24 protein-coding genes and 1 tRNA gene are annotated in these 20,780 nt (G+C 70.2%); 11 read left to right on the forward strand and 14 right to left on the reverse strand.

The window, feature by feature from the left end; genetic code table 11:
• Positions 1-146: 146 nt before the first annotated feature.
• The 3 genes from PUW82_RS07355 (at position 147) to PUW82_RS07365 (ending at position 1,797) form a co-directional block, all read left to right on the forward strand.
• A complete protein-coding gene (locus PUW82_RS07355) occupies positions 147-1,115 on the forward strand; it encodes a DsbA family protein (protein WP_274221624.1) in 969 nt (322 codons plus the stop codon).
• A gap of 117 nt (positions 1,116-1,232) precedes the next feature.
• Entirely contained in the window at positions 1,233-1,628 is a 396-nt protein-coding gene (locus PUW82_RS07360) for a hypothetical protein (protein ID WP_274221625.1), read from the forward strand.
• A 96-nt stretch (positions 1,629-1,724) separates the two neighbouring features.
• Positions 1,725-1,797: transfer RNA gene (locus PUW82_RS07365), tRNA-Thr, on the forward strand.
• A gap of 45 nt (positions 1,798-1,842) precedes the next feature.
• Here the strand turns inward: PUW82_RS07365 and PUW82_RS07370 are convergent.
• From PUW82_RS07370 to PUW82_RS07380, 3 genes are all read right to left on the reverse strand, one after another.
• Complete coding sequence (locus PUW82_RS07370; RefSeq protein ID WP_274221626.1) at positions 1,843-2,190, reverse strand: hypothetical protein; 348 nt, start codon at positions 2,188-2,190, stop codon at positions 1,843-1,845.
• A 98-nt stretch (positions 2,191-2,288) separates the two neighbouring features.
• Positions 2,289-2,564, reverse strand: coding sequence for a hypothetical protein (locus PUW82_RS07375; RefSeq protein WP_274221627.1), 276 nt, complete (start codon positions 2,562-2,564; stop codon positions 2,289-2,291).
• Between the two features lie 57 nt (positions 2,565-2,621).
• The gene (locus PUW82_RS07380; protein ID WP_274221628.1) at positions 2,622-2,990 is read right to left on the reverse strand and encodes a DUF7882 family protein; all 369 of its coding nucleotides are present in this window, start codon (positions 2,988-2,990) and stop codon (positions 2,622-2,624) included.
• Between the two features lie 182 nt (positions 2,991-3,172).
• On the opposite strand from PUW82_RS07380, the gene PUW82_RS07385 reads away from it, so the two are divergent.
• Entirely contained in the window at positions 3,173-4,129 is a 957-nt protein-coding gene (locus PUW82_RS07385; RefSeq protein ID WP_274221629.1) for a DMT family transporter, read from the forward strand.
• Positions 4,130-4,147: 18 nt separating this feature from the next.
• Here PUW82_RS07385 and PUW82_RS07390 read toward each other — a convergent pair whose 3' ends face one another.
• The 5 genes from PUW82_RS07390 to PUW82_RS07410 form a co-directional block, all read right to left on the reverse strand.
• Positions 4,148-5,125, reverse strand: coding sequence for an NAD-dependent epimerase/dehydratase family protein (locus PUW82_RS07390; protein WP_274221630.1), 978 nt, complete (start codon positions 5,123-5,125; stop codon positions 4,148-4,150).
• Positions 5,122-7,830 (reverse strand): alpha/beta fold hydrolase, encoded by a 2,709-nt coding sequence (locus tag PUW82_RS07395; RefSeq protein WP_274221631.1) that lies wholly within the window; start codon positions 7,828-7,830, stop codon positions 5,122-5,124. The genes PUW82_RS07390 and PUW82_RS07395 overlap by 4 nt, the downstream gene beginning before the upstream one ends.
• Positions 7,824-8,846 (reverse strand): 3-oxoacyl-ACP synthase III, encoded by a 1,023-nt coding sequence (locus tag PUW82_RS07400; protein WP_274221769.1) that lies wholly within the window; start codon positions 8,844-8,846, stop codon positions 7,824-7,826. The genes PUW82_RS07395 and PUW82_RS07400 overlap by 7 nt, the downstream gene beginning before the upstream one ends.
• Positions 8,847-8,941: 95 nt before the next feature.
• Positions 8,942-9,385, reverse strand: coding sequence for an ImmA/IrrE family metallo-endopeptidase (locus PUW82_RS07405; RefSeq protein WP_274221632.1), 444 nt, complete (start codon positions 9,383-9,385; stop codon positions 8,942-8,944).
• Positions 9,372-9,734, reverse strand: a complete 363-nt coding sequence (locus tag PUW82_RS07410; protein WP_274221633.1) for a helix-turn-helix domain-containing protein — start codon at positions 9,732-9,734, stop codon at positions 9,372-9,374. The genes PUW82_RS07405 and PUW82_RS07410 overlap by 14 nt, the downstream gene beginning before the upstream one ends.
• A gap of 105 nt (positions 9,735-9,839) precedes the next feature.
• Here PUW82_RS07410 and PUW82_RS07415 point away from each other — a divergent pair, with 105 nt between their 5' ends.
• Positions 9,840-10,094, forward strand: coding sequence for a helix-turn-helix domain-containing protein (locus PUW82_RS07415; protein ID WP_274221634.1), 255 nt, complete (start codon positions 9,840-9,842; stop codon positions 10,092-10,094).
• Here the strand turns inward: PUW82_RS07415 and PUW82_RS07420 are convergent.
• Together PUW82_RS07420 and msrB are read right to left on the reverse strand one after the other, a co-directional pair.
• Positions 10,075-10,611, reverse strand: a complete 537-nt coding sequence (locus PUW82_RS07420) for a nitroreductase family protein (protein ID WP_274221635.1) — start codon at positions 10,609-10,611, stop codon at positions 10,075-10,077. The two genes, PUW82_RS07415 and PUW82_RS07420, sit on opposite strands and share 20 nt — an antisense overlap.
• Positions 10,608-11,015 (reverse strand): peptide-methionine (R)-S-oxide reductase MsrB, encoded by a 408-nt coding sequence (msrB, locus tag PUW82_RS07425; RefSeq protein WP_274221636.1) that lies wholly within the window; start codon positions 11,013-11,015, stop codon positions 10,608-10,610. The genes PUW82_RS07420 and msrB overlap by 4 nt, the downstream gene beginning before the upstream one ends.
• 66 nt (positions 11,016-11,081) lie before the next feature.
• Between msrB and PUW82_RS07430 the strand changes: the two genes are divergently transcribed.
• The 5 genes from PUW82_RS07430 (at position 11,082) to groL (ending at position 15,066) form a co-directional block, all read left to right on the forward strand.
• Positions 11,082-12,077, forward strand: coding sequence for a DUF2332 domain-containing protein (locus tag PUW82_RS07430; protein ID WP_274221637.1), 996 nt, complete (start codon positions 11,082-11,084; stop codon positions 12,075-12,077).
• Positions 12,078-12,086: 9 nt separating this feature from the next.
• On the forward strand, positions 12,087-12,329 hold the full coding sequence (locus tag PUW82_RS07435; protein ID WP_274221638.1) for a DUF3263 domain-containing protein: 243 nt from the start codon (positions 12,087-12,089) through the stop codon (positions 12,327-12,329).
• Positions 12,330-12,358: 29 nt separating this feature from the next.
• Positions 12,359-12,940: a LytR C-terminal domain-containing protein gene (locus tag PUW82_RS07440; RefSeq protein WP_274221639.1), complete on the forward strand. Its 582-nt coding sequence runs from the start codon at positions 12,359-12,361 to the stop codon at positions 12,938-12,940.
• Between the two features lie 124 nt (positions 12,941-13,064).
• Positions 13,065-13,268, forward strand: a complete 204-nt coding sequence (locus PUW82_RS07445) for a cold-shock protein (protein WP_210007512.1) — start codon at positions 13,065-13,067, stop codon at positions 13,266-13,268.
• 178 nt (positions 13,269-13,446) lie between these two features.
• Entirely contained in the window at positions 13,447-15,066 is a 1,620-nt protein-coding gene (gene groL / locus PUW82_RS07450) for a chaperonin GroEL (protein WP_274221640.1), read from the forward strand.
• A gap of 60 nt (positions 15,067-15,126) precedes the next feature.
• Here the strand turns inward: groL and PUW82_RS07455 are convergent, their stop codons facing one another.
• The 3 genes from PUW82_RS07455 to PUW82_RS07465 form a co-directional block, all read right to left on the reverse strand.
• Positions 15,127-15,414 (reverse strand): WXG100 family type VII secretion target, encoded by a 288-nt coding sequence (locus PUW82_RS07455; RefSeq protein ID WP_274221641.1) that lies wholly within the window; start codon positions 15,412-15,414, stop codon positions 15,127-15,129.
• A gap of 115 nt (positions 15,415-15,529) precedes the next feature.
• On the reverse strand, positions 15,530-17,221 hold the full coding sequence (locus PUW82_RS07460) for a sensor histidine kinase (RefSeq protein ID WP_274221642.1): 1,692 nt from the start codon (positions 17,219-17,221) through the stop codon (positions 15,530-15,532).
• A gap of 88 nt (positions 17,222-17,309) precedes the next feature.
• A complete protein-coding gene (locus PUW82_RS07465; protein ID WP_210007515.1) occupies positions 17,310-18,002 on the reverse strand; it encodes a response regulator transcription factor in 693 nt (230 codons plus the stop codon).
• A gap of 88 nt (positions 18,003-18,090) precedes the next feature.
• Between PUW82_RS07465 and PUW82_RS07470 the strand changes: the two genes are divergently transcribed.
• Positions 18,091-19,095 (forward strand): CPBP family intramembrane glutamic endopeptidase, encoded by a 1,005-nt coding sequence (locus PUW82_RS07470; protein WP_274221643.1) that lies wholly within the window; start codon positions 18,091-18,093, stop codon positions 19,093-19,095.
• Positions 19,096-19,119: 24 nt separating this feature from the next.
• On the opposite strand, the gene PUW82_RS07475 is transcribed toward PUW82_RS07470, so the two are convergent.
• Positions 19,120-20,763 (reverse strand): DNA repair helicase XPB, encoded by a 1,644-nt coding sequence (locus PUW82_RS07475; RefSeq protein ID WP_274221644.1) that lies wholly within the window; start codon positions 20,761-20,763, stop codon positions 19,120-19,122.
• Between the last annotated feature and the right edge of the window lie 17 nt (positions 20,764-20,780).

Here is a 20,780-nt window from a genome sequence, read left to right on the forward strand (position 1 = left end):
GATGAGCCCGGAAGTGCACGGGTCGGACGCCGCCGTGCCGCGTCGTGCTCTGGGCTTTCCCAGACTGGCTGATTACCATCGACTGACTCGTGAGCCCGCGACGAGATCTCGCGCGGCCCTCATCCTTCTTCGTTCTCCGAGGTTTCATGTCTTCTGACGACACCCACGACGCGCCCGAATCGTCGGCGGTCACCGACCGCCGCGAAGCGGTTCGCGAGAAGGCGCTCCAGGTTCACACGCGCCAGTCCCGGGCGCGCATCGCGCGTCGTTCGGGCCTCGGCCTGCTCGCCGTCGGCGCTGTCGCCACGGCTGCGGTCATGGTCACCATGACCGTCTCGGGCGCGAACAGTCGGCCCCAGCTCGAGCCAGCGACCTCGTCGCGCGACGGTTTCGTCGTGGCGGATGTCGTCACCGGTTCACTTTCGACCGACATCGAGGCGCAGGCCGAAGCTCCGGCTGAGGCTGCGGAGGCCACCGAGGCCGCCGAACCCGCCGAGGGGCTGCCGGCTCCCTCGGCGACCGCGAAGCCGCCCGTCGAGATCCGCGTCTACGTCGACTACCTCTCCGCCGGCGCGCGCGAGTGGCAGCTGGCGAACTCGCAGCAGCTGACGTCGTGGGTCGACGACGGCGCCGTGACCCTCAGCTACTACCCGGTCGCGATGCTGACGGCGAAGTCGAACGGCACCAAGTACTCGTTGCGCGCCGCGAGCGCCGCCGCGTGCGTCGCGACGCATTCACCCGACGCGTTCTACTCGTTCAACAACGAACTGCTCACGCGCCAGCCCGACATCGACACCGACGGCTTCTCCGACACGCAGCTGGCCGACATGGCGCTTGCTTCCGGCGTCGACTCGACCAAGGTCATCCGCGAGTGCATCGAGTCCGGGTCGTACGCGGCGTGGGCCAAGGCGGCCACCGAGCGCGCGGTCGCCGGCATCCCCGACACCGACGGTCTGTCGCTCACCGGTACCCCGATGGTGCTCGTGAACGGCAAGCAGTACATCGGCGACATGGGGGACCCCGCCGAGTTCTCGCAGTTCGTGCTCACGACGGCGAGCGACGCGTACTACCGGTCGGCTCCGACTCCCACGCCGACACCGACACCCGCTTCCTGACCGCCGCGGGGCTGCCGCGCCGGATCGCGACAGCGTTCGCCGCGTCATCCGTTTCGCTTGCTTCAGACGCGGGATGCGCACATCGAGGGTGTTAACTTCGAGCCAGGCATCCGCCCCGTGAAGAAGGACACCACCGTGCCGTTCCATAGCAAGAAGACCCTCGAGCACTGGGTCGCGGAGTTCGTCGCGTCTCGCGGCGCCGGTGACGACATCCGTGTGGCGGTTCAGGATGGATCGGGCGGGTCCGACACCGGCCTCGTGCTCGTGCCGCTCGTCCACGCTCCGAACGCCGTCTACATCGAACCGAGCGGCGAGGGCGACGACCTGAGCTGGTCCGTGTCGATCGAGCCGCACGACGAGACGCTCGTGCTGTCCAGCTTCGACCTCAATGCTCTGACCCACGAGCTGCTCATCGCCGCAGAGCTGTGCGCCTACCTGCAGGAGAAGTCACTCGGGCATTACGAACCCGACGGCGCCCCCGACCCGACGGGCCGGTCCGCGAGCGCGGGCTGACGGCGCCCGGGCTCGGGTCATGAGCGCACACGCCCTAGAATCGAGTCAGAAGATCCGCGCCTCCGGGCTCGGGTCGGTCCCGCTCGGCGGGGCTCCGCCGACTTGGCGCAATTGGTAGCGCACCGTACTTGTAATACGGGGGTTACGGGTTCAAGTCCCGTAGTCGGCTCAGAACACCGTGGTGGCGATTCGCGGCGGACACCGCGCCGCACGGTCAGCCGTGCAGGTCGGGATCCCAGGGGTCGGGCTCGCCGCCGTCGACACTGCTGCCACCGTCATCGTGCTGCGTGTACGGATAGAAGCGGTGCATCTGGAGGAGCGTCACGTCGGTCGAGAAATCCGGCTCGGGATCCTCGTGGTCGAGCGGCATACTGAGCAGCGGGATGCCGGGGCCCACGAGTAGCTGCACCGTCGCGGTCGTCCCCGCCGGCTCCGTCACGATCGGGATCGTGATCATGTCCGTCTCGCCGAGGGCCGACATGGCGACGGCCAGCCGCGCGAGAGCCTCGGCTATGCCGGCTGTGGTCGTGAGTGCGACACCGGCATAGAAGACTCGTCGCATTGTTCCATTGTCGTGGGCTCGCCGATCGCTGTCATGGGGTTGTGCGTTGCGCTGGACGCGCTATCCTACGGCGACGAGATCCGAGCCGCTGAGGGCTCTCAGAGCTTCCGGATGCTGACGAGCTGCCAGCCCGGGGGAACGAGCGCGAAGAGTGCCGCGCGGTCATCGGCTTCGATGTCTCGGCCGCCGTCGTGACGGCGGAACGTGGCGGTCGCTGTCAGCTCGGTGCTGCCCTTGATCATCTTCACGGGCGTTGACGCGAGGCGGAAGCCCGCCGGGGTCGCAGCCAGGGCCTGCTCTTTGATCTCGGCGAGCGAGTGTCCGGTCAGGTCGATGGTGCTGGTCTCGACGGGCCGGATCGTGCCGATGTACATGTCGACCAGCCTAGAACGCGGATGCTGCCGTCCGCGGCCGCCTCGGGCCGGGCCGCGTCAGGCGTGGTCGACGTCCGAGCTCCACTCGATGGGCACGCGGAGAGTGCCGGTGTCCGTCGACGAGCGCGGTGCGGGCTCGGGTACGACGTACAAGCCGGCGGCCGAGCCGGCGACCAGCGCCATCGCCTCGAGCCAATCCCGGTTCAGTCGGGGAGCGCGATGCCCGAAGTAGGTGAACTCGAGGTCCGCCCCCTGGTGGATCCAGACCGAGCGCCGCCCGCCGCCGACGCTCGTGTCTTCCCGCCACGAGAAGAAGAACGACTCGTTTCGGCGCAGCTTCGTGCCGATGACCTGCTGCAGGTGCGCGAGGGTTCGGTCTTCGATCTCGACCTTGGTGTTGCCGTTGCCGTAGATGAATCGACCCATGATGACCCTCGGGAGACGTCCGTCGGGAGTAGCCGCCGCACTGAGGGGTTGAGGCGTGAGGACCACTGCCGAGAGCGTTCTCCGTGCTGCTTCTTACGGTGGCGCGGACGACCACACCTGTCAAGGGTGGCCGGTGCAGCGCATGGTCCGGAACGGCCTCCGGGTGATGCACCATTGGATGAGTGACCGAGCAGAAACGCCCCCGCACCCTGCCCCTCGGGGTCGCCATCGCATTGACTGTCTTCATCGGCGTGCTGACGGCGGTCCAGGCCCGCATCAACGGACAGCTCGGTGCAGCCCTCGGCGACGGGTTCGTCGCGGCATCCATCTCGTTCGGCTCGGGGCTGGTGCTGATCGTCGTGATCACGGCGCTGTCACCGAGCGGCCGCGCGGGGTTGGTGCGCCTGCGCCGAGGACTGCGCGGCGGCATCCCGTTCTGGATGCTGCTCGGCGGGCTCGCCGGCGCCGTCACCGTCGCCACGCAGGGTCTGACCGTCGCCACGATCGGTGTCGCGCTGTTCACGGTGGGTCTCGTCGCGGGTCAGACCGCCGGCGGGCTCGTCCTGGATCGCGTGGGCTACGGGCCCGGTGGGGTGGTCCCCGTCACCCTGCCGCGGCTCGTGGGCGGCCTGCTCGCCATCGCGGGCGTCGTGCTGTGCGCCCTCGGTCAGCGGGGAGAGCCGGTCGTGTGGTGGATGCTGGCGCTTCCGCTCATCGCCGGGGTGGGCATCGCCTGGCAGCAGGGCACGAACGGGCGCCTGCGGCAGGAGGTCGGCAGCCCGCTCGCCACCACGGTGGTGAACTTCACGGGCGGATCCATCGCCCTCGGCATCGCTGCCGTCGTCAGCGTCGCGATCAACGGTGCGCCCGCGGCTCTGCCCACCGAACCGTGGATGTACCTCGGCGGCGCGATGGGGGTCGTCTACATCGTGATCTCGGCCGCACTCGTGCGGCGAACCGGTGTGCTGCTGCTCGGCCTCGGTTCGGTCGTGGGCCTGCTGGCGGCGTCGATCGTGCTCGACGCCGTCGCACCGCCGCCGTCGGGCCCTTCGCTCACCGCGGCGACGACCGCCGCCGCCGTGGCGTTCGTCGGCGTCGTCATCGCCGTCGTGCCGTGGCGTCGCCGTCGGCGGGTCTGAGCGGATCGGGTGCCGGCGCTAGGCGCGGGCGTCCGCGTAGTGCCGGGCGAGACGATCGAGGCCGTCGTCGAGGCTGACCGTGGGTGTCCACTGTAGGTCGCGCCGGATGTCGGTCTGATCGAACCAGTGCGCGGTCGACAGCTGCTCGGCGAGGAAGCGCGTCATCGGCGGCTCGTCCATGCTCGGGCGGACTCGCCACAACGTCTCGATCGCGCCGCCCGCGGCACGCGCGACGCCGGCCGGGACGCTGAAGCGTGGCACGGGGACACCGGCGGCACGACAGATCCCCGCCATCAGGTCGCCGACCGGCCGCGGTTCGCCGTTGGTCAGCACATAGGCGCGTCCGCCGACGGCATCCGCTCGATGCAGCGCCGCGACGATCCCCGAGGCGGCGTTGTCGACGTAGGTGGCGTCGATGAGAGCCGTGCCGCCGTTGAGCAGCGGCAGGGTGCCGCGTCGTGCCCGCGAGACGATGCGCTCGGTGAGCTGCGGGTCACCGGGACCCCAGACGAGATGCGGGCGGATGGCGACCACCCGCATCGTCGCGGAATCGCGGGCGAGGGCCAACAGCTCGGCCTCGGCCTTCGTGCGCGCGTAGTCGCCGCGGGCGTTCACCGGGTCCGCGGGATCGGCGCCCGCGCCGCTGAGTGCCGACCCCGCGTGCGCGACGGACGGCGACGACACGTTCACGAACCGGGTGACCCCGGCGCGAGCCGCCGCGTCGAGCAGCGTGCGTGTTCCGTCGACGTTGACCGCGCGGAACTCGCGCTTATCGCCGGCAAGTGAGACTTTGGCGGCGAGGTGCACCACCGCCTCGACGCCCTCGACGGCTTCCGCCACAGCGGCGGCGTCGGTCACCGAGCCGAGGATGTCGCGGGCGCCGTCCACGCGCGAGGGGCGTCGCTGCAGCGTGCGCACGTCGTGGCCCGCGGCGATCAGCTCGGTGACGACGGTGCGACCGAGGAAGCCCGACGTGCCCGTGGCGAGGACGATCATGGTGCGCTCGGCTTCTCTCCCGCGAGGACGCGTTCGGCCCAGGCCGACAGGCGAGACCGGTCGATCTTGGAGTTGTGACGGATGTCGGTGGGCAGCGCAGGCACGACGAGAACGGCCGCCAGCGGCAGATCGGTCGCACCGCGCACCTGTTCGGTCAGCTCGGCGGAGGCGAGACCGGGACGGCGGGCGCCCGGAACCGTCTCGACGACGGCCGCGCACACCCGACGCATGCGTGGTCCGACCCCCACTATGGCGGCGCGGCGGACGGCGTCGACCGTCTCGACCTGCTGCTCCGGGCCGACCGGGGTCACCGGCCCCGACGCCGTCACGATGACGTGCGGCAGTCGCCCCTCGATCCAGAGCCGTCCGCCGGCATCCAGGTGCCCGACGTCTCCGGTGCGGTGCCACCTGCCGGACTCCGACCCCGTCGCGCGTGCCGCCTCGCGGTCGGTGGCCCACAGGCGGTGGTAACCCTGCTTGAGGTGCGGCGCCGAGACGACGACCTCGCCGGTGATGCCGGGAGCATCCGAGAGTTCGCCCGAGGCGCGCCCTTCGGCGTCGAGGGCGCTGATGCGCACACGACCAGCACCGATAGGGGTGCCGACGCACACACCCGCGTCCGGGGAGCGCTGCGCGTCCTCCAGCTCGTCGAGCGTCACATCGGTGACGAGCAGACACTCCGTCATCCCGTACGGCGTGTGCGCCTGCGCGTTCGGCATCAGCTCGTGCGCGCGGCGCAGCAGCTCGATGCCGACGGGCGCGCCGGTCGAGAGGAAGGTGCGCACCTCGCCGAGCGCCGCGCGGTCGGCATCCGTCAATGCGTCGGAAGTCGCACACACGTTGGCGAGGGCGGCGGGGGAGAGGAAGACGATGCCCGCTCGCGACGCGCGGACCGCCTCGGCGACAGCGCTCGCCGTCAGGGTGCGCGGCGCCGAGACATCCATGCGCGGCGTGGCGGAACGCGTGCCGAGGGCGGGGCCGAGCAGGGCGAACGGCGCGAAGCCCGTGACGAGCCCCGTGTCGGGCTCGACGGCGAAGTGCCGCTCGAGGGCGTCGCGCAGAGCGCTCAGCTGCCGGTGCGTGTAGACGACACCCTTCGCCGGCCCGGTGGAGCCCGACGTGAAGAGGATGGCCGCTTCGTCGTCGGGCTGAGGCTCGGCGGGAACCGTGCCCCGACGACCGGATGCCGCCAGCTCGGCGAGGCTCGTCTCGACACCGAGTGCGCGCGCCGCGGCAGCCGGCAGCTGCGGCGCCGAGATGCGCCGGCCCGGCCAGCCCAGCGCACGCGCTGCGGCGAGGCCGGCCTGCTCACCGATGACGAATGAGGGCTCCGTTCCGCGGACCGCACGGGAGAGGCCACGGATGCCGAGCCCGCGGTCGGCCACGACCACGACCGCTCCGATCCGCAGACATGCGTAGAGCACCGCCGTCAGGGTCGGTCCGGGCTGGACGAGGAGCGAGACGCGGTCGCCGGGGCGGACGCCGAACGCCGCCAATCCCGCGGCGAGCTCGTCGACACGGGTGGCGAGGGCGCGCCAGCTCACCTTCAGCGGCTCGCCGTCGACGCGACGCGTGAGATCGACCACGGCGGTGTCATCGTCCTCGCGGCGCTCCACCAGGCGGTGCCACAGCGGCGTCGAGGGCGAGTCGGCATCGGTCGCGGCGGCATCCGTCGAGTCGGCGTCCGTTGCGTCGACGTCGGAGACGTCGGCATCCGGTCGATCGGAGGCCGGGGACGTCGCGGACGATTCGGCGGCAAGCACGCGGTCGTCGAGCCAGTCGAGCACGGCGTCGGCGTAAGGCCGTTCCTCGGCGAGCATGTGCCCGGCGCCCTCGTAGCGGTGGACGTCGGCGTGGGGGAGTCGGCGCGCGAGATCGTCGAGGTGGTGCTCGCCGAACACGGGGTCGCGCGGGCCGCGCAGCAGCAGCGCCGGAACGGTGAGTCGGGGCAGCCCGCCCGCGACCTCGTCGAGCGCCGGGGTGCTCGGGTGGTCGGGGGTGGCGGGGATGTCGGCGACGAACGCGCCGATCCCGCGGCGCCGGTCCGGCGTCGCGTACGGGGCGCGGTAGGTCGCGCGCACCTCGGGAGCCAGCGCCGGATCGGCCAGGGCCAGCGTCGTGTCGAGGAACGCCGTCGTGCGGACCGTCGTGGCTGCGAGCATCGCGCGGGCACCGGCGACGCGGAGAGCCGAAGGCAACGGCATCCCGGCGGGGTGGTGCACCGCGGTGTTGAGGACGGCGACGCCGTCGACGCGGTCTCGGTGGCGCACGGCCCACCCGAGCGACACCGGACCGCCCCAGTCGTGACCCAGCGTGACCAGTCGGCCGGTGAGGTCGAGGCTGTCGATGAGCGCGCCGAGGTCGCGGATGCGCTGGTCGAGGCCGCGGGTCACGGCGGTGCGCTCGGAGTAGCCCATCTCGAGCTGGTCCACCGCGACGACGCGCCACGCCGCGCCTCCCGCGCGGGCACGATCGAGCGACGTCGCGATGAGCGAGCGCCAGAGGTACGACCAGGTCGGGTTGCCGTGCACGGCAACGATGGTGCCGACGACATCCGCGCCCAGCTCGTCGAGGATCGCGCCGGTGTCGAGCAGGTGCCAGCGACGGTCCGTTCCGGCATCGGCTCCGACCCCGGGGATCGTGATGAGGCGCGACACCCCGGGCTCGACTCCGGGCAGGGCGGTCGCGGGCGCGAGGCTCACCATGCGAGCTCCAGCATGCTCGTGTTCAGGCCGGACCCGACGCCCATGAGCAGCACCCGGTCGTCCTTCTGCAGCGTGGCCTGTTCGGCGGCCAGCGTGATGGGGATCGACGCCGGCCCGACATTGCCGAGGTGGGGGAACGTGATCGGCACGCGGCGACGGTCCAGCCCGACCGCCTTGACGATGGCGTTCGTGTGCACCGACGACACCTGATGCGTGATGTACCGGTTCATCGACGACCACGAGAACGTGGACTGCGCCTCGCGCCACGCATCGACGACCAGCGCGAGCCCGCCCTTGAGGAGCGCCTTCGCGTCGGTGAACATGCCGTCCACGCTTCCGACGCACAGCTCGTGGAACTGCGTCGCCGCCCGGGTGACGCCGCCGACGATGCGGTGACCTTCGGGGTGGGCGCTCGCGCGTCCGAGGACGGCGGCGGCAGAGCCGGACCCGAGGGTCAGTGAGGCGAACTCGCTCATGAAGCCGTCGCGGTCGAGGCCGCCGCGATTCAGTCGCTCCACGGTGTTCACCTGGATCTCATCCGCGTCCTCGCCGTTGACGATGATCGCGTAGTCGATCTGCCCCGACTGGATTATCCCGGCGGCCAGCGTCATCCCGTTGATGAACCCCAGGCACGCGTTGGCGACGTCGAAGTTGATGGCGGATGTCGGCAGGCCCAGGCCGTGATGCAGGCGGACGGCGACCGACGGCTCGAGGTGCTTGCGTGTCACCGAGGTGTTGATCAGCAGCCCGATCTGCGACGGGGCGATCCCCGCCTGCGCGAGCGCGTCGCGTCCCGCGGCGATGGTCGCCTCGTCGGACGACTCGCCCTCGCCCCAGTTCCGTCGCTCGTTGACGCCCGCCACGCGGCGCAGCAGCCCGGGTTTGAGCCGGAGCTGCGACAGAGCGCCGCCGAGACGCTCTTCGATCGCGTCGGAGGTCGTGATCCGAGAGGGGAGGACGCTCGCCACCGAGAGGAGGGCGACGTCGTCGTAACGAAGGGTGGCGTTTCCGTGCAATGCGACTCCCGCGATGTCTCCCGTGGCCGACGGCGACCGCCTTCGGCCCGCGCCGCTGGGGCGCATCCGGGCATCCCACGATTTTAGGTCGGCGCTCATGCGGTCGGCTGCATGAGCGGAGTTCTGGTAGACAGCGGCCCGAAACGGCTACCCTGCCGCGCGAGCAGGCGCTGATAGGCGCGAATCAGCCCGACGGTCACGTCGAGTTCGACCGCCATGGCCTCGACGTGTCCGCCGTGCAGGGTCTCGGCCGAGCGGTACGCCTCGACCGAGATGAGCGCCCGTGCCGCCCATTCGTCCGCGCGCGCCTCCTGCCGTTCGGCGTACCGGCGGTCGTCGATCGGGACGTCGCCGTAGACGGCGTGTCCGCACTCGTGTGCAAGAACCGACCGGTGCAGCCGCCGCGCCATGCGAGGCCGTAGTCGGATGGTGCGGCTGCCGTGCTCGTACTCGCCGTCGCGGTCGGGCGGCAGGTCGGTGACGATCACCCGCACGCCGAGCGCGGTCAGAATATCGAGCAGGTCGTCATCCGTCGCCATCGTCCCCTCCGCGATCGCCCTCCGGCTCCTTGGCCACTGCCCGGCCATTGTCGCGCGAGGATCGGACACGGATGTCGGTGACCTTCGCCGACGCGTCGGGCTCGGTCGCCTGCACGGCCTGGGAGATCACCTGCGTCAGCGACACCCCGATCGCCCGGCATACGGCGTCGAGCTGATCGATGGTGAACACCTTCCGCGCGGCGAGGACACGGGACAGCTGAGACGGCGACATCCCCGCACGCGCGGCGATCTCGACCTGACGGAGGCCGCGCTGACGGATCTCGGCGATGAGAGTCGTGGCGATGTGGCGGCTGAGGGGACCAGGGGTCGGAGTCTTTCCAGTAGGCACGTGCCAAGTTTGGCGCGCCACTTGCCATCTGGCAAACTCTGGCCATAGGGTTGCCATATGGCAGGCACTCTGTTAAGCGCTCGAGTAGCTCGAACGGTGCGAGCAGTGCTCGCCCAGAAGCGTCTGACGCAGGAGTGGTTGTCCGTGGCCAGCGGCATCCCGATGCGCACACTGGCCCGTCGTCTGCACGTGCGTCACCCGAGCCCGATGTCGGTCGAAGAGCTCGCCGAGATCGCTGCTGCGCTCGACGTTCGGATGGTCGACCTGTTGCCGGGCCTGGACGAGTCGCCCGTCTACCCGCGGACGACTCGTACCGGCATGGCCGCGGGGCAGCCCGGATTCAGGGCATCCGCGAAATGAACGCCTCGGCGTCGATCGTCTTGCGGCGCCCGGAATCGCGGTCGAGCGGCTTGCCTCCCACGCAGAGCCAGCCGAGCAGCTCCTCGCGCTTGCCGAGCTTGTGCGCTTTCGCGATGGGCTTCGACCGCGTCGCCGAGCCGGTGCGCCAGAACACGCCCCAGCCCGCCTCGTCGAGCAGCAGGCTCAGCATGTGCGCAACTCCGGAGGCGACGGCCTCCTGCTCCCAGCGCGGCACCTTGCTCTTCTTGCTATAGCTCGCGACGACGGCGATCAGCAGTGGCGCGCGCCCGGGCTTCGTCGAGATTCCGCGCTTGCCCTCGGCCTTATTGAGGGCCCGGCCCAGCCGCATCCGGTCGTCGCCGCGCAGCTCGATCAGCCGCCACGGGCGCAGCGACGAGTGATCGGCCACGCGCCCCGCCGCCGACACGATGCGGACGAGCTCGTCGTGCGAGGGTGCCTCGTCGGTCACGCGCGACCACGAGCGCCGCGCACGCGCCGCCTCGTAGGCGCTCGTCACTTCTCCGTCTCGGGGGTGAACGACAGCGACAGGGAGTTCATGCAGTACCGGTCGCCCGTGGGGGTGCCGAAGCCGTCGGGGAAGACGTGGCCCAAGTGCGATCCGCAGTTGGCGCAACGCACCTCGGTGCGAACCATGCCGTGCGACCGGTCTTCGATCAGCTCGACGGCCTCGGGGCGCACCGACTCGTAGAAGCTCGGCCACCCGCAGTGCGAGTCGAACTTGGTGCCGCTCTGGAAGAGCTCGGAACCGCACGCGGCACAGGCGTACAGGCCCGCGCGGCTCTCGTCGAGGAGCTCACCCGTCCAGGCGCGTTCGGTGCCCGCCTGGCGCAGCACGGCGTACTGCTCAGGGCTCAGCTCGGCGCGCCACTGGTCGTCGGTCTTGTTCACGGAATAGGTCATGTCTGCTCCTTCGCCTCGTCCTATTCAACTCGACGATCGCCCTGGGTGTTCCCGCACAATGGCTTCATGCCCGATGAACTCGCCGCCGTCGCCGAGCGCTACCGGCGGTTCGCCGTCGTCGAGGCGCCGGGGCGCTCCGAGCTCTACGCCTCCTGGGCGGACCGGGTCGCGAGCGATCCGGCTTTGCAGCAACTGCTCGCGCGGCTGCCGGGCATCCGCCGTCAGCCGCCGCTGGTTTTCGCGGTGACCCGTCTGCTGGGCTCGGGGGATGTGCCGGCGGACGCCTGGGCGCAGTGGATGCGCGACAACGCTGATGCCGTCGTCGCGGAGTGCCTCGCGCGTTCGGTGCAGACGAACGAACCGCTGCGCTGCGCGGCGCTTCTTCCTGCGCTGAGCCGGATCGACGGGCCGATCGCGCTGCTCGAGATCGGCGCGAGCGCGGGACTGTGCCTCTATCCCGATCGGTACTCGTATCGGTATCGCAGCGGACAGGGCGACACGCGGGTCGACCCGGACGCGGGGCCATCGACGGTGGAGCTCGTCTGCGACGTGCGAGGCGAACGGATGCCGCTCGTGCGCTCACCCGAGGTCGTCTGGCGTGCCGGCATCGACCTGAATCCGCTCGACGTGCGGAACCCGCGCGACGTCGACTGGCTGGCGCAGCTGGTCTGGCCGGGGGAGACGGGCCGCGCCGAACGGATCCGTGCGGCGGCGGGGATCGCCGCCGGCGACCCGCCGCTGATGGCCGCAGGTGACGCGTCGGCGCTGCTGCCCGAGATCGCCGCTCAGGCTCCCGCCGATGCGACGCTGGTCGTGACGACGCCCGGCGTGCTCGCGCACATCCCGCGAGCCGCACGGGCCGACGTGATCCGCGCAGCCCAGTCGGCGGGTCGCTGGATCACGATCGACGAACCGGGCCTCCACGACGGCTGGCGCGGCGGGCAGCCCACCGCGTGGGCCGACGGATTCGCGGTCGCCCTCGACGGCGACATCCTCGGGGCCGCGGATCCACTCGGGCGTTGGTGGGAGTGGCGTCCCGGATCCGGCGCGATCCGGTCGTAGCGTGGAGGCGTGCCTCTCTCCGACCGCGACCGTTCGCTCCTCGACTTCGAGGCGCGCTGGACGGGGCACAGCGGGGCGAAGGAGGAGGCCGTCCGTTCGGAGCTCTCGCTGACGCCGGCGCGCTACTACCAGCTGCTCGGGCGTCTCATCGACTCTGCCGAGGCGGTGGCGTACGACCCCCTGCTGGTGCACCGCCTGCGCCGACTCCGTGCCTCCGGGCGCCGGGCGGGCGCTGGGCGCGCGGCCATGTGACGCGGAGATTCGACAGATAGCATTCCTCCGTGCCGACAACGACCTACCCGAAGGACCGCTTCGACGAGCTGCCCGCTGACACCGCGCGCGTGGGAGCGCACCGCGCCGAGAACCCGCGCCTGCGGGCCGGCCTGCTGCTGTTCTGGTCTGCCGTGGCCGTTCTCGTCCTGATCGCCGTGGGCATTCTCGGCACGCTCCTGATCTCCGGTCGACTGTCGCTCTTCCCATCGGGTGCGGATTCGGCGCCAGCCGCCGAAGCGCCCGTCGAGGCGGCGCCGGTCGTCGATACGTCCTACCCCGTGCTCATCTTGAACGCCACCGCCGAACGAGGCCTGGCGAACTCCATCGCCGAGACGGTCATCGCCGCCGGCTGGAGCACGGAGTCGGTCAACGCCGGCGAGGCGGGCTCGCAGGATTTCGCGACGACCACGATCTACTACCCGTCGGCCGAGGACGAGGGGGCGGCTCGTGGGCTGGCCGAGGTCATCGGCGGTGCCAACCTCGAGCTGAGCGACGCCTACCCCGGCCCGGTGGACGCCGACGGGAATCCGGGCACGCAGCTCACCGTGGTGGTCGGCCTGGACCGAGCGGGTGGCGACACGACCGGCTGAGGATGCGTGTTTCGCGCTCGTGAACTTCTCGATGCGGACGTGTCAACAGTGCCGATAACGGCCGGATCCGGCGAAATCGCCTGCATACGATGACGCTGTCGCTCAGCATCATCAGGAGATTCGCATGACACAGGGAACCGTCAAGTGGTTCAACGCCGAGAAGGGCTTCGGCTTCATCACGATGGCTGAAGGCCAGGATGTCTTCGTCCACTACTCCAACATCGAGATGAACGGATTCCGCGTGCTCGAGGAAGGGCAGGCGGTCGAGTTCACCGTGGGGACCGGCCAGAAGGGCCCCCAGGCCGAATCGGTCCGCCCCCTCGTCTGAGCCGCGGCTCATCTCCATTCGAAAGAGCGCGTCGCGATAGCGGCGCGCTCTTTCGCGGCGTTGACTCGGGTGCGGCGTGGCTTGCACTCCCCATGGTCGAGTGCCAGAATGGCTTTAGCACTCGCATTCGTCGAGTGCTAATGACTGTTCTCCACCGTCCGGGAGGGACGACACACACATGGCAAAGATCATCGCTTTCGACGAGGAGGCCCGCCGTGGCCTCGAGCGCGGCCTGAACACGCTGGCTGACGCCGTCAAGGTGACGCTCGGCCCCCGCGGTCGCAACGTCGTGCTCGAGAAGAAGTGGGGCGCCCCCACCATCACGAACGATGGCGTCTCGATCGCCAAGGAGATCGAGCTCGACGACCCGTACGAGAAGATCGGCGCGGAGCTCGTCAAGGAGGTCGCCAAGAAGACGGACGACGTCGCTGGTGACGGCACCACGACCGCGACCGTGCTCGCTCAGGCGCTCGTGCGCGAGGGCCTGCGCAACGTGGCCGCCGGCGCCGACCCCATCTCGCTCAAGAAGGGCATCGAGAAGGCCGTCAAGGCCATCACCGACCAGCTTCTCGCCGACGCCAAGGAGGTCGAGTCGAAGGAGCAGATCGCTGCCACCGCTTCGATCTCGGCCGCTGACCCCTCGATCGGCGCGCTGATCGCCGAGGCGATCGACAAGGTCGGCAAGGAGGGTGTCGTCACCGTCGAGGAGTCGAACACCTTCGGCACCGAGCTGGAGCTCACCGAGGGTATGCGCTTCGACAAGGGCTACCTGAACCCGTACTTCGTCACGGACCCGGAGCGCCAGGAGGCTGTCTTCGAGGACCCGTACATCCTCATCGCGAACCAGAAGATCTCGAACATCAAGGACCTTCTGCCCATCGTCGACAAGGTGATCCAGGAGGGCAAGGAGCTCCTCATCATCGCCGAGGACGTCGAGGGCGAGGCTCTCGCGACGCTGGTGCTGAACAAGATCCGCGGCATCTTCAAGTCGGCTGCCGTCAAGGCGCCCGGCTTCGGCGACCGTCGCAAGGCGCAGCTGCAGGACATCGCGATCCTCACGGGCGGTCAGGTCATCACCGAAGAGGTGGGCCTCAAGCTCGAGAACGCGACCGTCGACCTGCTCGGCCGCGCTCGCAAGGTCATCATCACCAAGGACGAGACCACGATCGTCGAGGGCGCCGGTGACTCGGCTCAGCTCGAGGGCCGCGTGACCCAGATCCGTCGCGAGATCGAGAACACCGACAGCGACTACGACCGCGAGAAGCTTCAGGAGCGCCTCGCCAAGCTCGCCGGTGGCGTCGCCGTCATCAAGGCGGGCGCGGCCACCGAGGTCGAGCTCAAGGAGCGCAAGCACCGCATCGAGGACGCTGTCCGCAACGCGAAGGCTGCCGTCGAAGAGGGTGTCGTCGCCGGTGGTGGCGTCGCGCTCATCCAGGCCGGCAAGAACGCGTTCGCCGGGCTCGAGCTCACGGGTGACGAGGCGACCGGTGCCAACATCGTTCGCGTCGCGATCGAGGCTCCGCTCAAGCAGATCGCGCTGAACGCCGGCCTCGAGCCGGGCGTCGTCGCCAACAAGGTCGCCGAGCTCGAGATCGGTCACGGCCTCAACGCCGCGACGGGCGAGTACGGCAACCTGTTCGAGCAGGGCATCATCGACCCCGCCAAGGTCACGCGTTCGGCGCTGCAGAACGCCGCGTCGATCGCCGGCCTGTTCCTCACGACCGAGGTGGTCGTGGCGGACAAGCCCGAGAAGGCCGCCGCTCCCGCGGGCGACCCCACGGGTGGCATGGACTTCTGATCCATACGCAGAACGGCCCCTCCTTCGGGAGGGGCCGTTTCGCGTTTCCGGCGGCGTGAATCAGCGGAACATGCCCGCCGCGGCGGCTTCGGCGTGCAGGTACTGCTGGCCCGCGGCATCCAGCGCTGCTCCGATCTCGGTCAGCGCCGTCTCGACCTCGCGTTGGGCCGCGCGCCAGCGCTCGACGACCGACTGGAACGCGACCGCGGCCCCGCCTGTCCATGACGCCTGCAGCTGAGTGAGCTGCGCCATCATGGCGCCGGTGTCGGCTTCGAGGCGGCCCGAGGTGGCTCGGATGGCAGCGGTGGCCGAGGTGACGGCGTCGCTGTCGATGGAGAAGATGGCCATGAGTGCTCCTTCGTTCGGATGCGCCCAGGCTAGGGACGGCGGGAACCGTCGTCAGGGGCTCCCTCCCGGTCCGGGGAGAACCCTCTCGCGGCATCCGCGGGGGAGGAGCGTCGGCTCAGCCCTGATCGTTGCGGAGGCGCGGCAGCGGCTGCGTCTCGATCCAGAGGTGCTCGGCTGCCTCGCGCCGGTCGGCGAGGGGGAACGACACCCGGAAGGTCGCGCCGCCACCCGGGGTGTTCTGCACGTCGATCGAGCCGTGCAGCGCCTCGACGATCGATGCGACGATCGACAGCCCGAGACCGGAGCCGCCGGTCTCGCGGGTGCGCGAGGTGTCGGCTCGCCAGAAGCGCTGGAAGATTTTCTCGCGCAGCTGTTCCGGGATGCCTTCGCCGTGGTCGATCACCGAGATCCAGCCCATCCGCGTGTGACGGTCGAGCCCGACGGCGATCTCGATGGGCGTGCCCTCGGGGCTGTACCGACGCGCGTTGCCGATGAGGTTGGCCACGACCTGTCGGATGCGGTTCTCGTCACCCAGCACGACGGGAACGAGCGGCGGCTCGGCGGGGTGGACGAGGGGTGGCTCGTCCACCGGCTGCTCGCGGTCGCGCTGCTCGCCGGACCGTTGGTCGCTCGAGCGCGGCTCGGTGCGGCGCTCGTCGCGCGGTCGTCGACGCAGACGCGGCAGGCTGGGCCCACCGCGGCCGCGCCCGCTGCCGGGACGCTTCCGGCCGCCCGCGGCCTCGGGCTCGGTCGGCAGCTCCAGCGTCAAGGCATCGTCGGAGAACTCGATGACCGAGACCTCGCGCTCGGGAGCGGCGGCACGCGTGTCGAGGGCGGCGTCGCGAGCGATCGGACGCAGGTCGACGGGGGCGATCACCAGGTCGCGCCGCTCGTCGAGGCGGGCGAGGGCAAGCAGGTCTTCGACCAACCCGCTCATGCGGACGGCTTCCTTCTCGATGCGCTCCATCGACTGCGCGGTGTGCTCGGCGTCGGTGATGGCCCCCATGCGGTACAGCTCGGCGTAGCCGCGCACGGTGACGAGCGGCGTGCGCAGCTCGTGGCTGGCGTCGCCGATGAACCGCCGCATCTGCTGCACCGTTGCATCGCGCTGCGCCAGGGCGGTATCGATGCGGTCGAGCATCGCGTTGATGGCGATCTTGAGCCGGCCGACCTCGGTGCCGGGCGAGATGTCGCCCATCCGCTGGCTGAGGTCGCCGGCGGCGATGGTCATGGCGGTGTTCTCGACCTCGCCGAGGCTGCGGAAGGTGAGCGTCACGAGCCAGCGGGTGCCGAGCGCGCCGGCGACGAGGATCAGGGCCGCGATGATCGTGTAGATGCTGATGAAGGTCGTGACCGTCTGGGTCACGGAGGTCAGAGGCAACGCCACGAGCTGGGTGTAGCTCTCGCGCGAGCCCTCGGGTTGCAGCACGTCGACGCTCGCGTGGAACATGCCCGAGCCCTCGCGGGCCGGGACCTCGAACGGCTCCGTTCCCTTCACGACGGTCTTGTCGAGCGTGAACGTCGTCGGCAGGTCGGGCTTCGGATACTCGGGCCCGCCCGCCACCGAGAGCAGCTGACCCTCGGGGCTGTACACGGCGACGACGAACGTCGTCGGGGGTGCGGTCGTGCTCGCCTCGAACGAGGCGATCCCGTCGTCGACGGTGACTTCCATCACCGAGCTCGCGAGATCGGTGGGAGCCAGCGATCGCAGGCTCTCATCGAGCGCCGCGACCTGGGCGTTGCGCAGGAAGATCATCGTGCCGACGCCCGCGGCGATGAGCCCCATCGCGAGGAGCGTGACGATCACGCCCGTCACCTTCGTGCGCAGGCTGATGCCGCGCCACCAACGGGTGACGCTGTCGTTCGTGGCGTCGGTCAGGCTGCTGCTCCGTCGATCAGGCCGACTTGTCGGCCTTGAGCATGTAGCCGAAGCCGCGCTTGGTCTGGATCAGCGGCTCGGAGGAGTGCGGGTCGATCTTGCGGCGCAGGTACGAGATGTAGCTCTCGACGATGCCGGCGTCGCCGTTGAAGTCGTACTCCCACACGTGGTCGAGGATCTGCGCCTTGCTCAGCACCCGGTTCGGGTTGAGCATGAGGTAGCGCAGCAGCTTGAACTCTGTCGGAGACAGGTCGATCGACGCGTCGCCGACCTGCACGTCGTGCGTGTCCTGGTCCATCGTCAGCTCGCCCGCGCGGATGATCGACTCCTCGTCGGCCTGCATCGTGCGGCGGAGGATGGCCTGGATGCGCGCGACGATCTCGTCGAGGCTGAAGGGCTTGGTGACGTAGTCGTCCCCGCCCGCGTTCAAGCCTTCGATCTTGTCCTCGGTCTCGTCCTTGGCGGTGAGGAAGAGGATCGGCGCGGTGTACCCGGCGCCGCGGAGGCGCTTGGTCACGCTGAAGCCGTTCATGTCGGGGAGCATGACGTCGAGCACGATCAGGTCGGGCTCCTCCTCGAGCACGGCCGAGATGGTCTGGGCGCCGTTGCCGACGGCGCGGACCTGGTAGCCGGCGAACTTCAGCCCGGTGATCAGCAGGTCACGGATGTTCGGTTCGTCGTCCACGACGAGGATGCGCGGTGCTGTCATAGGCCCATACTGGCACCGGAATCCATCGGTTTGCTGGATATCGCTGCGGCGAGCGTCGTGGTGCTAGGCCACAGGGGAGGATGGGGGCATGCCGCGTCCGATCGACTTCGACCGTCTCGCATTCCACCGGCTCGTCTTCGCGCGGCGCCGTCACGGCTGGTGGACCCCGCTCGCGGTCGGCGCGCTCGGACTCGTCATCTACATCCTCGCCCTGCTGCTCCTGGCTCTGGTCGGCGTGGCCGCGGCTTTGTCGAACCCCGACGCGGCCCGCGCGCTCGAGGCCGTCCTCGCCGACGGCGGCGCCCTCGACGTGACGTCGCCGCTGTCGCTCGTCGTGGGGCTCGGCACTGTCGCCCTGATGCTGCCGGCCTACCTGCTGGCATCGCTCGTGGTCAACGGGCGCCGCCTGGGCTTCGCCTCCGCCGTCTACGGCCGCCTGCGCTGGCGGTGGATGCTGGTGTGCGGGGGCCTCGCGATCGCGACGGCCGTCGTCGTCACCCTCGTCACGGCGCTCCTGCCGGCGGACGCGTCGGCGGCGACGCTCGAGGCGCCCGCGGGGGCGACGCTGTGGCTCAGCCTGCTCGCGGTCGTCCTGCTCGTGCCGGTGCAGGCGACCGCAGAGGAGTACGTCTTCCGCGGGTACCTCATGCAAGCCATCGGGCGGTGGCTGCGGCATCCGCTGTTCGCCATCCTGCTGCCGGTTCCGCTGTTCGTCATCGGCCATCTGTACGACCCCGTCGGCCAGGCCGCCGTCGGACTCTTCGCGGTCGCCGCGGGCTGGCTCACGTGGCGCACCGGCGGGCTCGAGGCGGCCATCGCGCTGCACGTCGTCAACAACCTGCTGGCGTTCCTGCTGGGGCTGCTCGGGTTGTCGGATCCGGCGGCGACGGATGTCGGGTGGGTGAGCTTCGCGTCGTCCGTGCTGCTGCTGGCTGTGTACGCGGGGGCCGTCGAGCTCGTGCTGCGCCGCCGGCCCATCGTGCGCACCTACGCGTTGCCGCGCGCGCCCCTGCCGCCGACGGTCGCCATGCCGACGCCGACGGCGACCGTCCCGCTTCCGGGCGAGCCGACGCCGGACCTGACGCGGCCCTGACCTCGGTCCCAGGCGGGAGGCGCGTCAGGCGACGGCGAGGGTCTCGGCGTCGAGGATCGTGTAGCTGTAGCCCTGCTCGGCGAGGAACCGCTGCCGGTTCTGCGCGAAGTCCTGATCGACCGTGTCGCGGGCGATGAGGGTGTAGAAGCTCGCCGTGTGCCCGTTCGACTTCGGGCGCAGCAGACGGCCGAGGCGCTGCGCCTCTTCCTGCCGCGACCCGAACGACCCCGAGACCTGGATCGCGACCGAGGCATCGGGCAGGTCGATCGAGAAGTTCGCGACCTTCGAGACGATCAGCACCGGAATCTCGCCGGTGCGGAAAGCGTCGTAGAGCTCCTCGCGTTCGTCGACCGGGGTCGAGCCCGTGATCTTCGGGGCGCTCAGGGCGTCGGACAGCACGTCGATCTGATCGAGGTACTGCCCGATGACGAGGATCTGCTCGCCCGCGTGCTTCGCGACGAGATCGCGCACCACCGGGATCTTGGCGTGCGCGGTGGCGGCGAGGCGGTAGCGCTCGTCGTCGGCGGATGCCGCGTACTCGAGCCGGTCTGATGCCGGCAGGTCGACCCGCACCTCATAGCAGACCGCGGGGGAGATGAAGCCCTGAGCCTCGATCTCCTTCCACGGAGCGTCGAACCGCTTGGGTCCGATGAGGCTGAACACGTCGCCCTCGCGTCCGTCTTCGCGAACGAGCGTCGCGGTCAGGCCGAGGCGGCGACGGGCCTGCAGGTCGGCCGTGAGCTTGAACACCGGCGCGGGCAGCAGGTGCACCTCGTCGTAGACCACGAGGCCCCAGTCGAGCGCGTCGAGCAGCGCCAGGTGCGCGTACTCGCCCTTCCGCTTGGCCGTCAGGATCTGGTAGGTCGCGATCGTGACCGGCTTGACCTCTTTCGACTGCCCGGAGTACTCGCCGATCTCCTCGGGGGTCAGGCTCGTGCGCTTGAGCAGCTCGTTGCGCCACTGGCGCGCGCTGACGGTGTTCGTGACGAGGATGAGCGTGGTCGTCTTGGTGTCGGCCATCGCAGCTGCCCCGACGAGGGTCTTGCCGGCGCCACAGGGGAGCACGACGACGCCCGACCCGCCCTCGGTGAAGATGTCGACCGCTTTGCGCTGGTAGGGGCGCAGGGTCCAGCCGTCCTCATGCAGCTCGATCTCGTGCGGCGTGCCGGGGGTGAACCCCGCGAGGTCCTCGGCGGGCCAGCCGATCTTCAGCAGCTCCTGCTTGATCTGGCCGCGCGCCCACGCGTCGACGACGTAGGTGTCGGGGGTGGGGTGCCCGAGCAGCAGCGGCTGGATGCGCTTGTTCTTGGTGACCTCGGCGAGCACGGCGGCATCCGTCGAACGCAGGATCAGGGTGCCCTCGTCGTCGCGCTCGATGACGAGCCGGCCGTACCGGGTGACCGTCTCACGGATGTCGGTGGACACCGAGGGCGGCACGGGGAATCGCGACCACCGGTCGAGGGTCGTGAGCATGTCGTCGGCGGTGTGGCCGGCGGCGCGGGCGTTCCACAGCCCGAGACGGGTGATCCGATAGGTGTGGATGTGCTCGGGAGCGCGCTCGAGCTCGGCGAAGATCGCCAGCTCGTGCCGGGCGTCCTCGGCGCTGGGGTGGGCGACTTCGAGCAGCACGGTGCGGTCGCTCTGGACGATCAGGGGGCCATCAGCCATAACGAGCAATCCTACCG

Source organism: Microbacterium thalli, assembly GCF_028737325.1.
Taxonomy (GTDB): domain Bacteria; phylum Actinomycetota; class Actinomycetes; order Actinomycetales; family Microbacteriaceae; genus Microbacterium; species Microbacterium thalli.

Coding starts and splice junctions, on each gene's coding strand:
- PUW82_RS07470 (WP_274221643.1), top strand. CDS start 18,091: ATGCCGCGTCCGATCGACTTCGACCGTCTCGCATTCCACCGGCTCGTC.
- PUW82_RS07455 (WP_274221641.1), bottom strand. CDS start 15,414: ATGGCCATCTTCTCCATCGACAGCGACGCCGTCACCTCGGCCACCGCT.
- PUW82_RS07465 (WP_210007515.1), bottom strand. CDS start 18,002: ATGACAGCACCGCGCATCCTCGTCGTGGACGACGAACCGAACATCCGT.
- groL (WP_274221640.1), top strand. CDS start 13,447: ATGGCAAAGATCATCGCTTTCGACGAGGAGGCCCGCCGTGGCCTCGAG.
- PUW82_RS07475 (WP_274221644.1), bottom strand. CDS start 20,763: ATGGCTGATGGCCCCCTGATCGTCCAGAGCGACCGCACCGTGCTGCTC.
- PUW82_RS07375 (WP_274221627.1), bottom strand. CDS start 2,564: ATGTACATCGGCACGATCCGGCCCGTCGAGACCAGCACCATCGACCTG.
- PUW82_RS07370 (WP_274221626.1), bottom strand. CDS start 2,190: ATGCGACGAGTCTTCTATGCCGGTGTCGCACTCACGACCACAGCCGGC.
- PUW82_RS07395 (WP_274221631.1), bottom strand. CDS start 7,830: ATGGTGAGCCTCGCGCCCGCGACCGCCCTGCCCGGAGTCGAGCCCGGG.
- PUW82_RS07355 (WP_274221624.1), top strand. CDS start 147: ATGTCTTCTGACGACACCCACGACGCGCCCGAATCGTCGGCGGTCACC.
- PUW82_RS07405 (WP_274221632.1), bottom strand. CDS start 9,385: ATGGCGACGGATGACGACCTGCTCGATATTCTGACCGCGCTCGGCGTG.
- PUW82_RS07445 (WP_210007512.1), top strand. CDS start 13,065: ATGACACAGGGAACCGTCAAGTGGTTCAACGCCGAGAAGGGCTTCGGC.
- PUW82_RS07380 (WP_274221628.1), bottom strand. CDS start 2,990: ATGGGTCGATTCATCTACGGCAACGGCAACACCAAGGTCGAGATCGAA.
- msrB (WP_274221636.1), bottom strand. CDS start 11,015: ATGACCTATTCCGTGAACAAGACCGACGACCAGTGGCGCGCCGAGCTG.
- PUW82_RS07430 (WP_274221637.1), top strand. CDS start 11,082: ATGCCCGATGAACTCGCCGCCGTCGCCGAGCGCTACCGGCGGTTCGCC.
- PUW82_RS07390 (WP_274221630.1), bottom strand. CDS start 5,125: ATGATCGTCCTCGCCACGGGCACGTCGGGCTTCCTCGGTCGCACCGTC.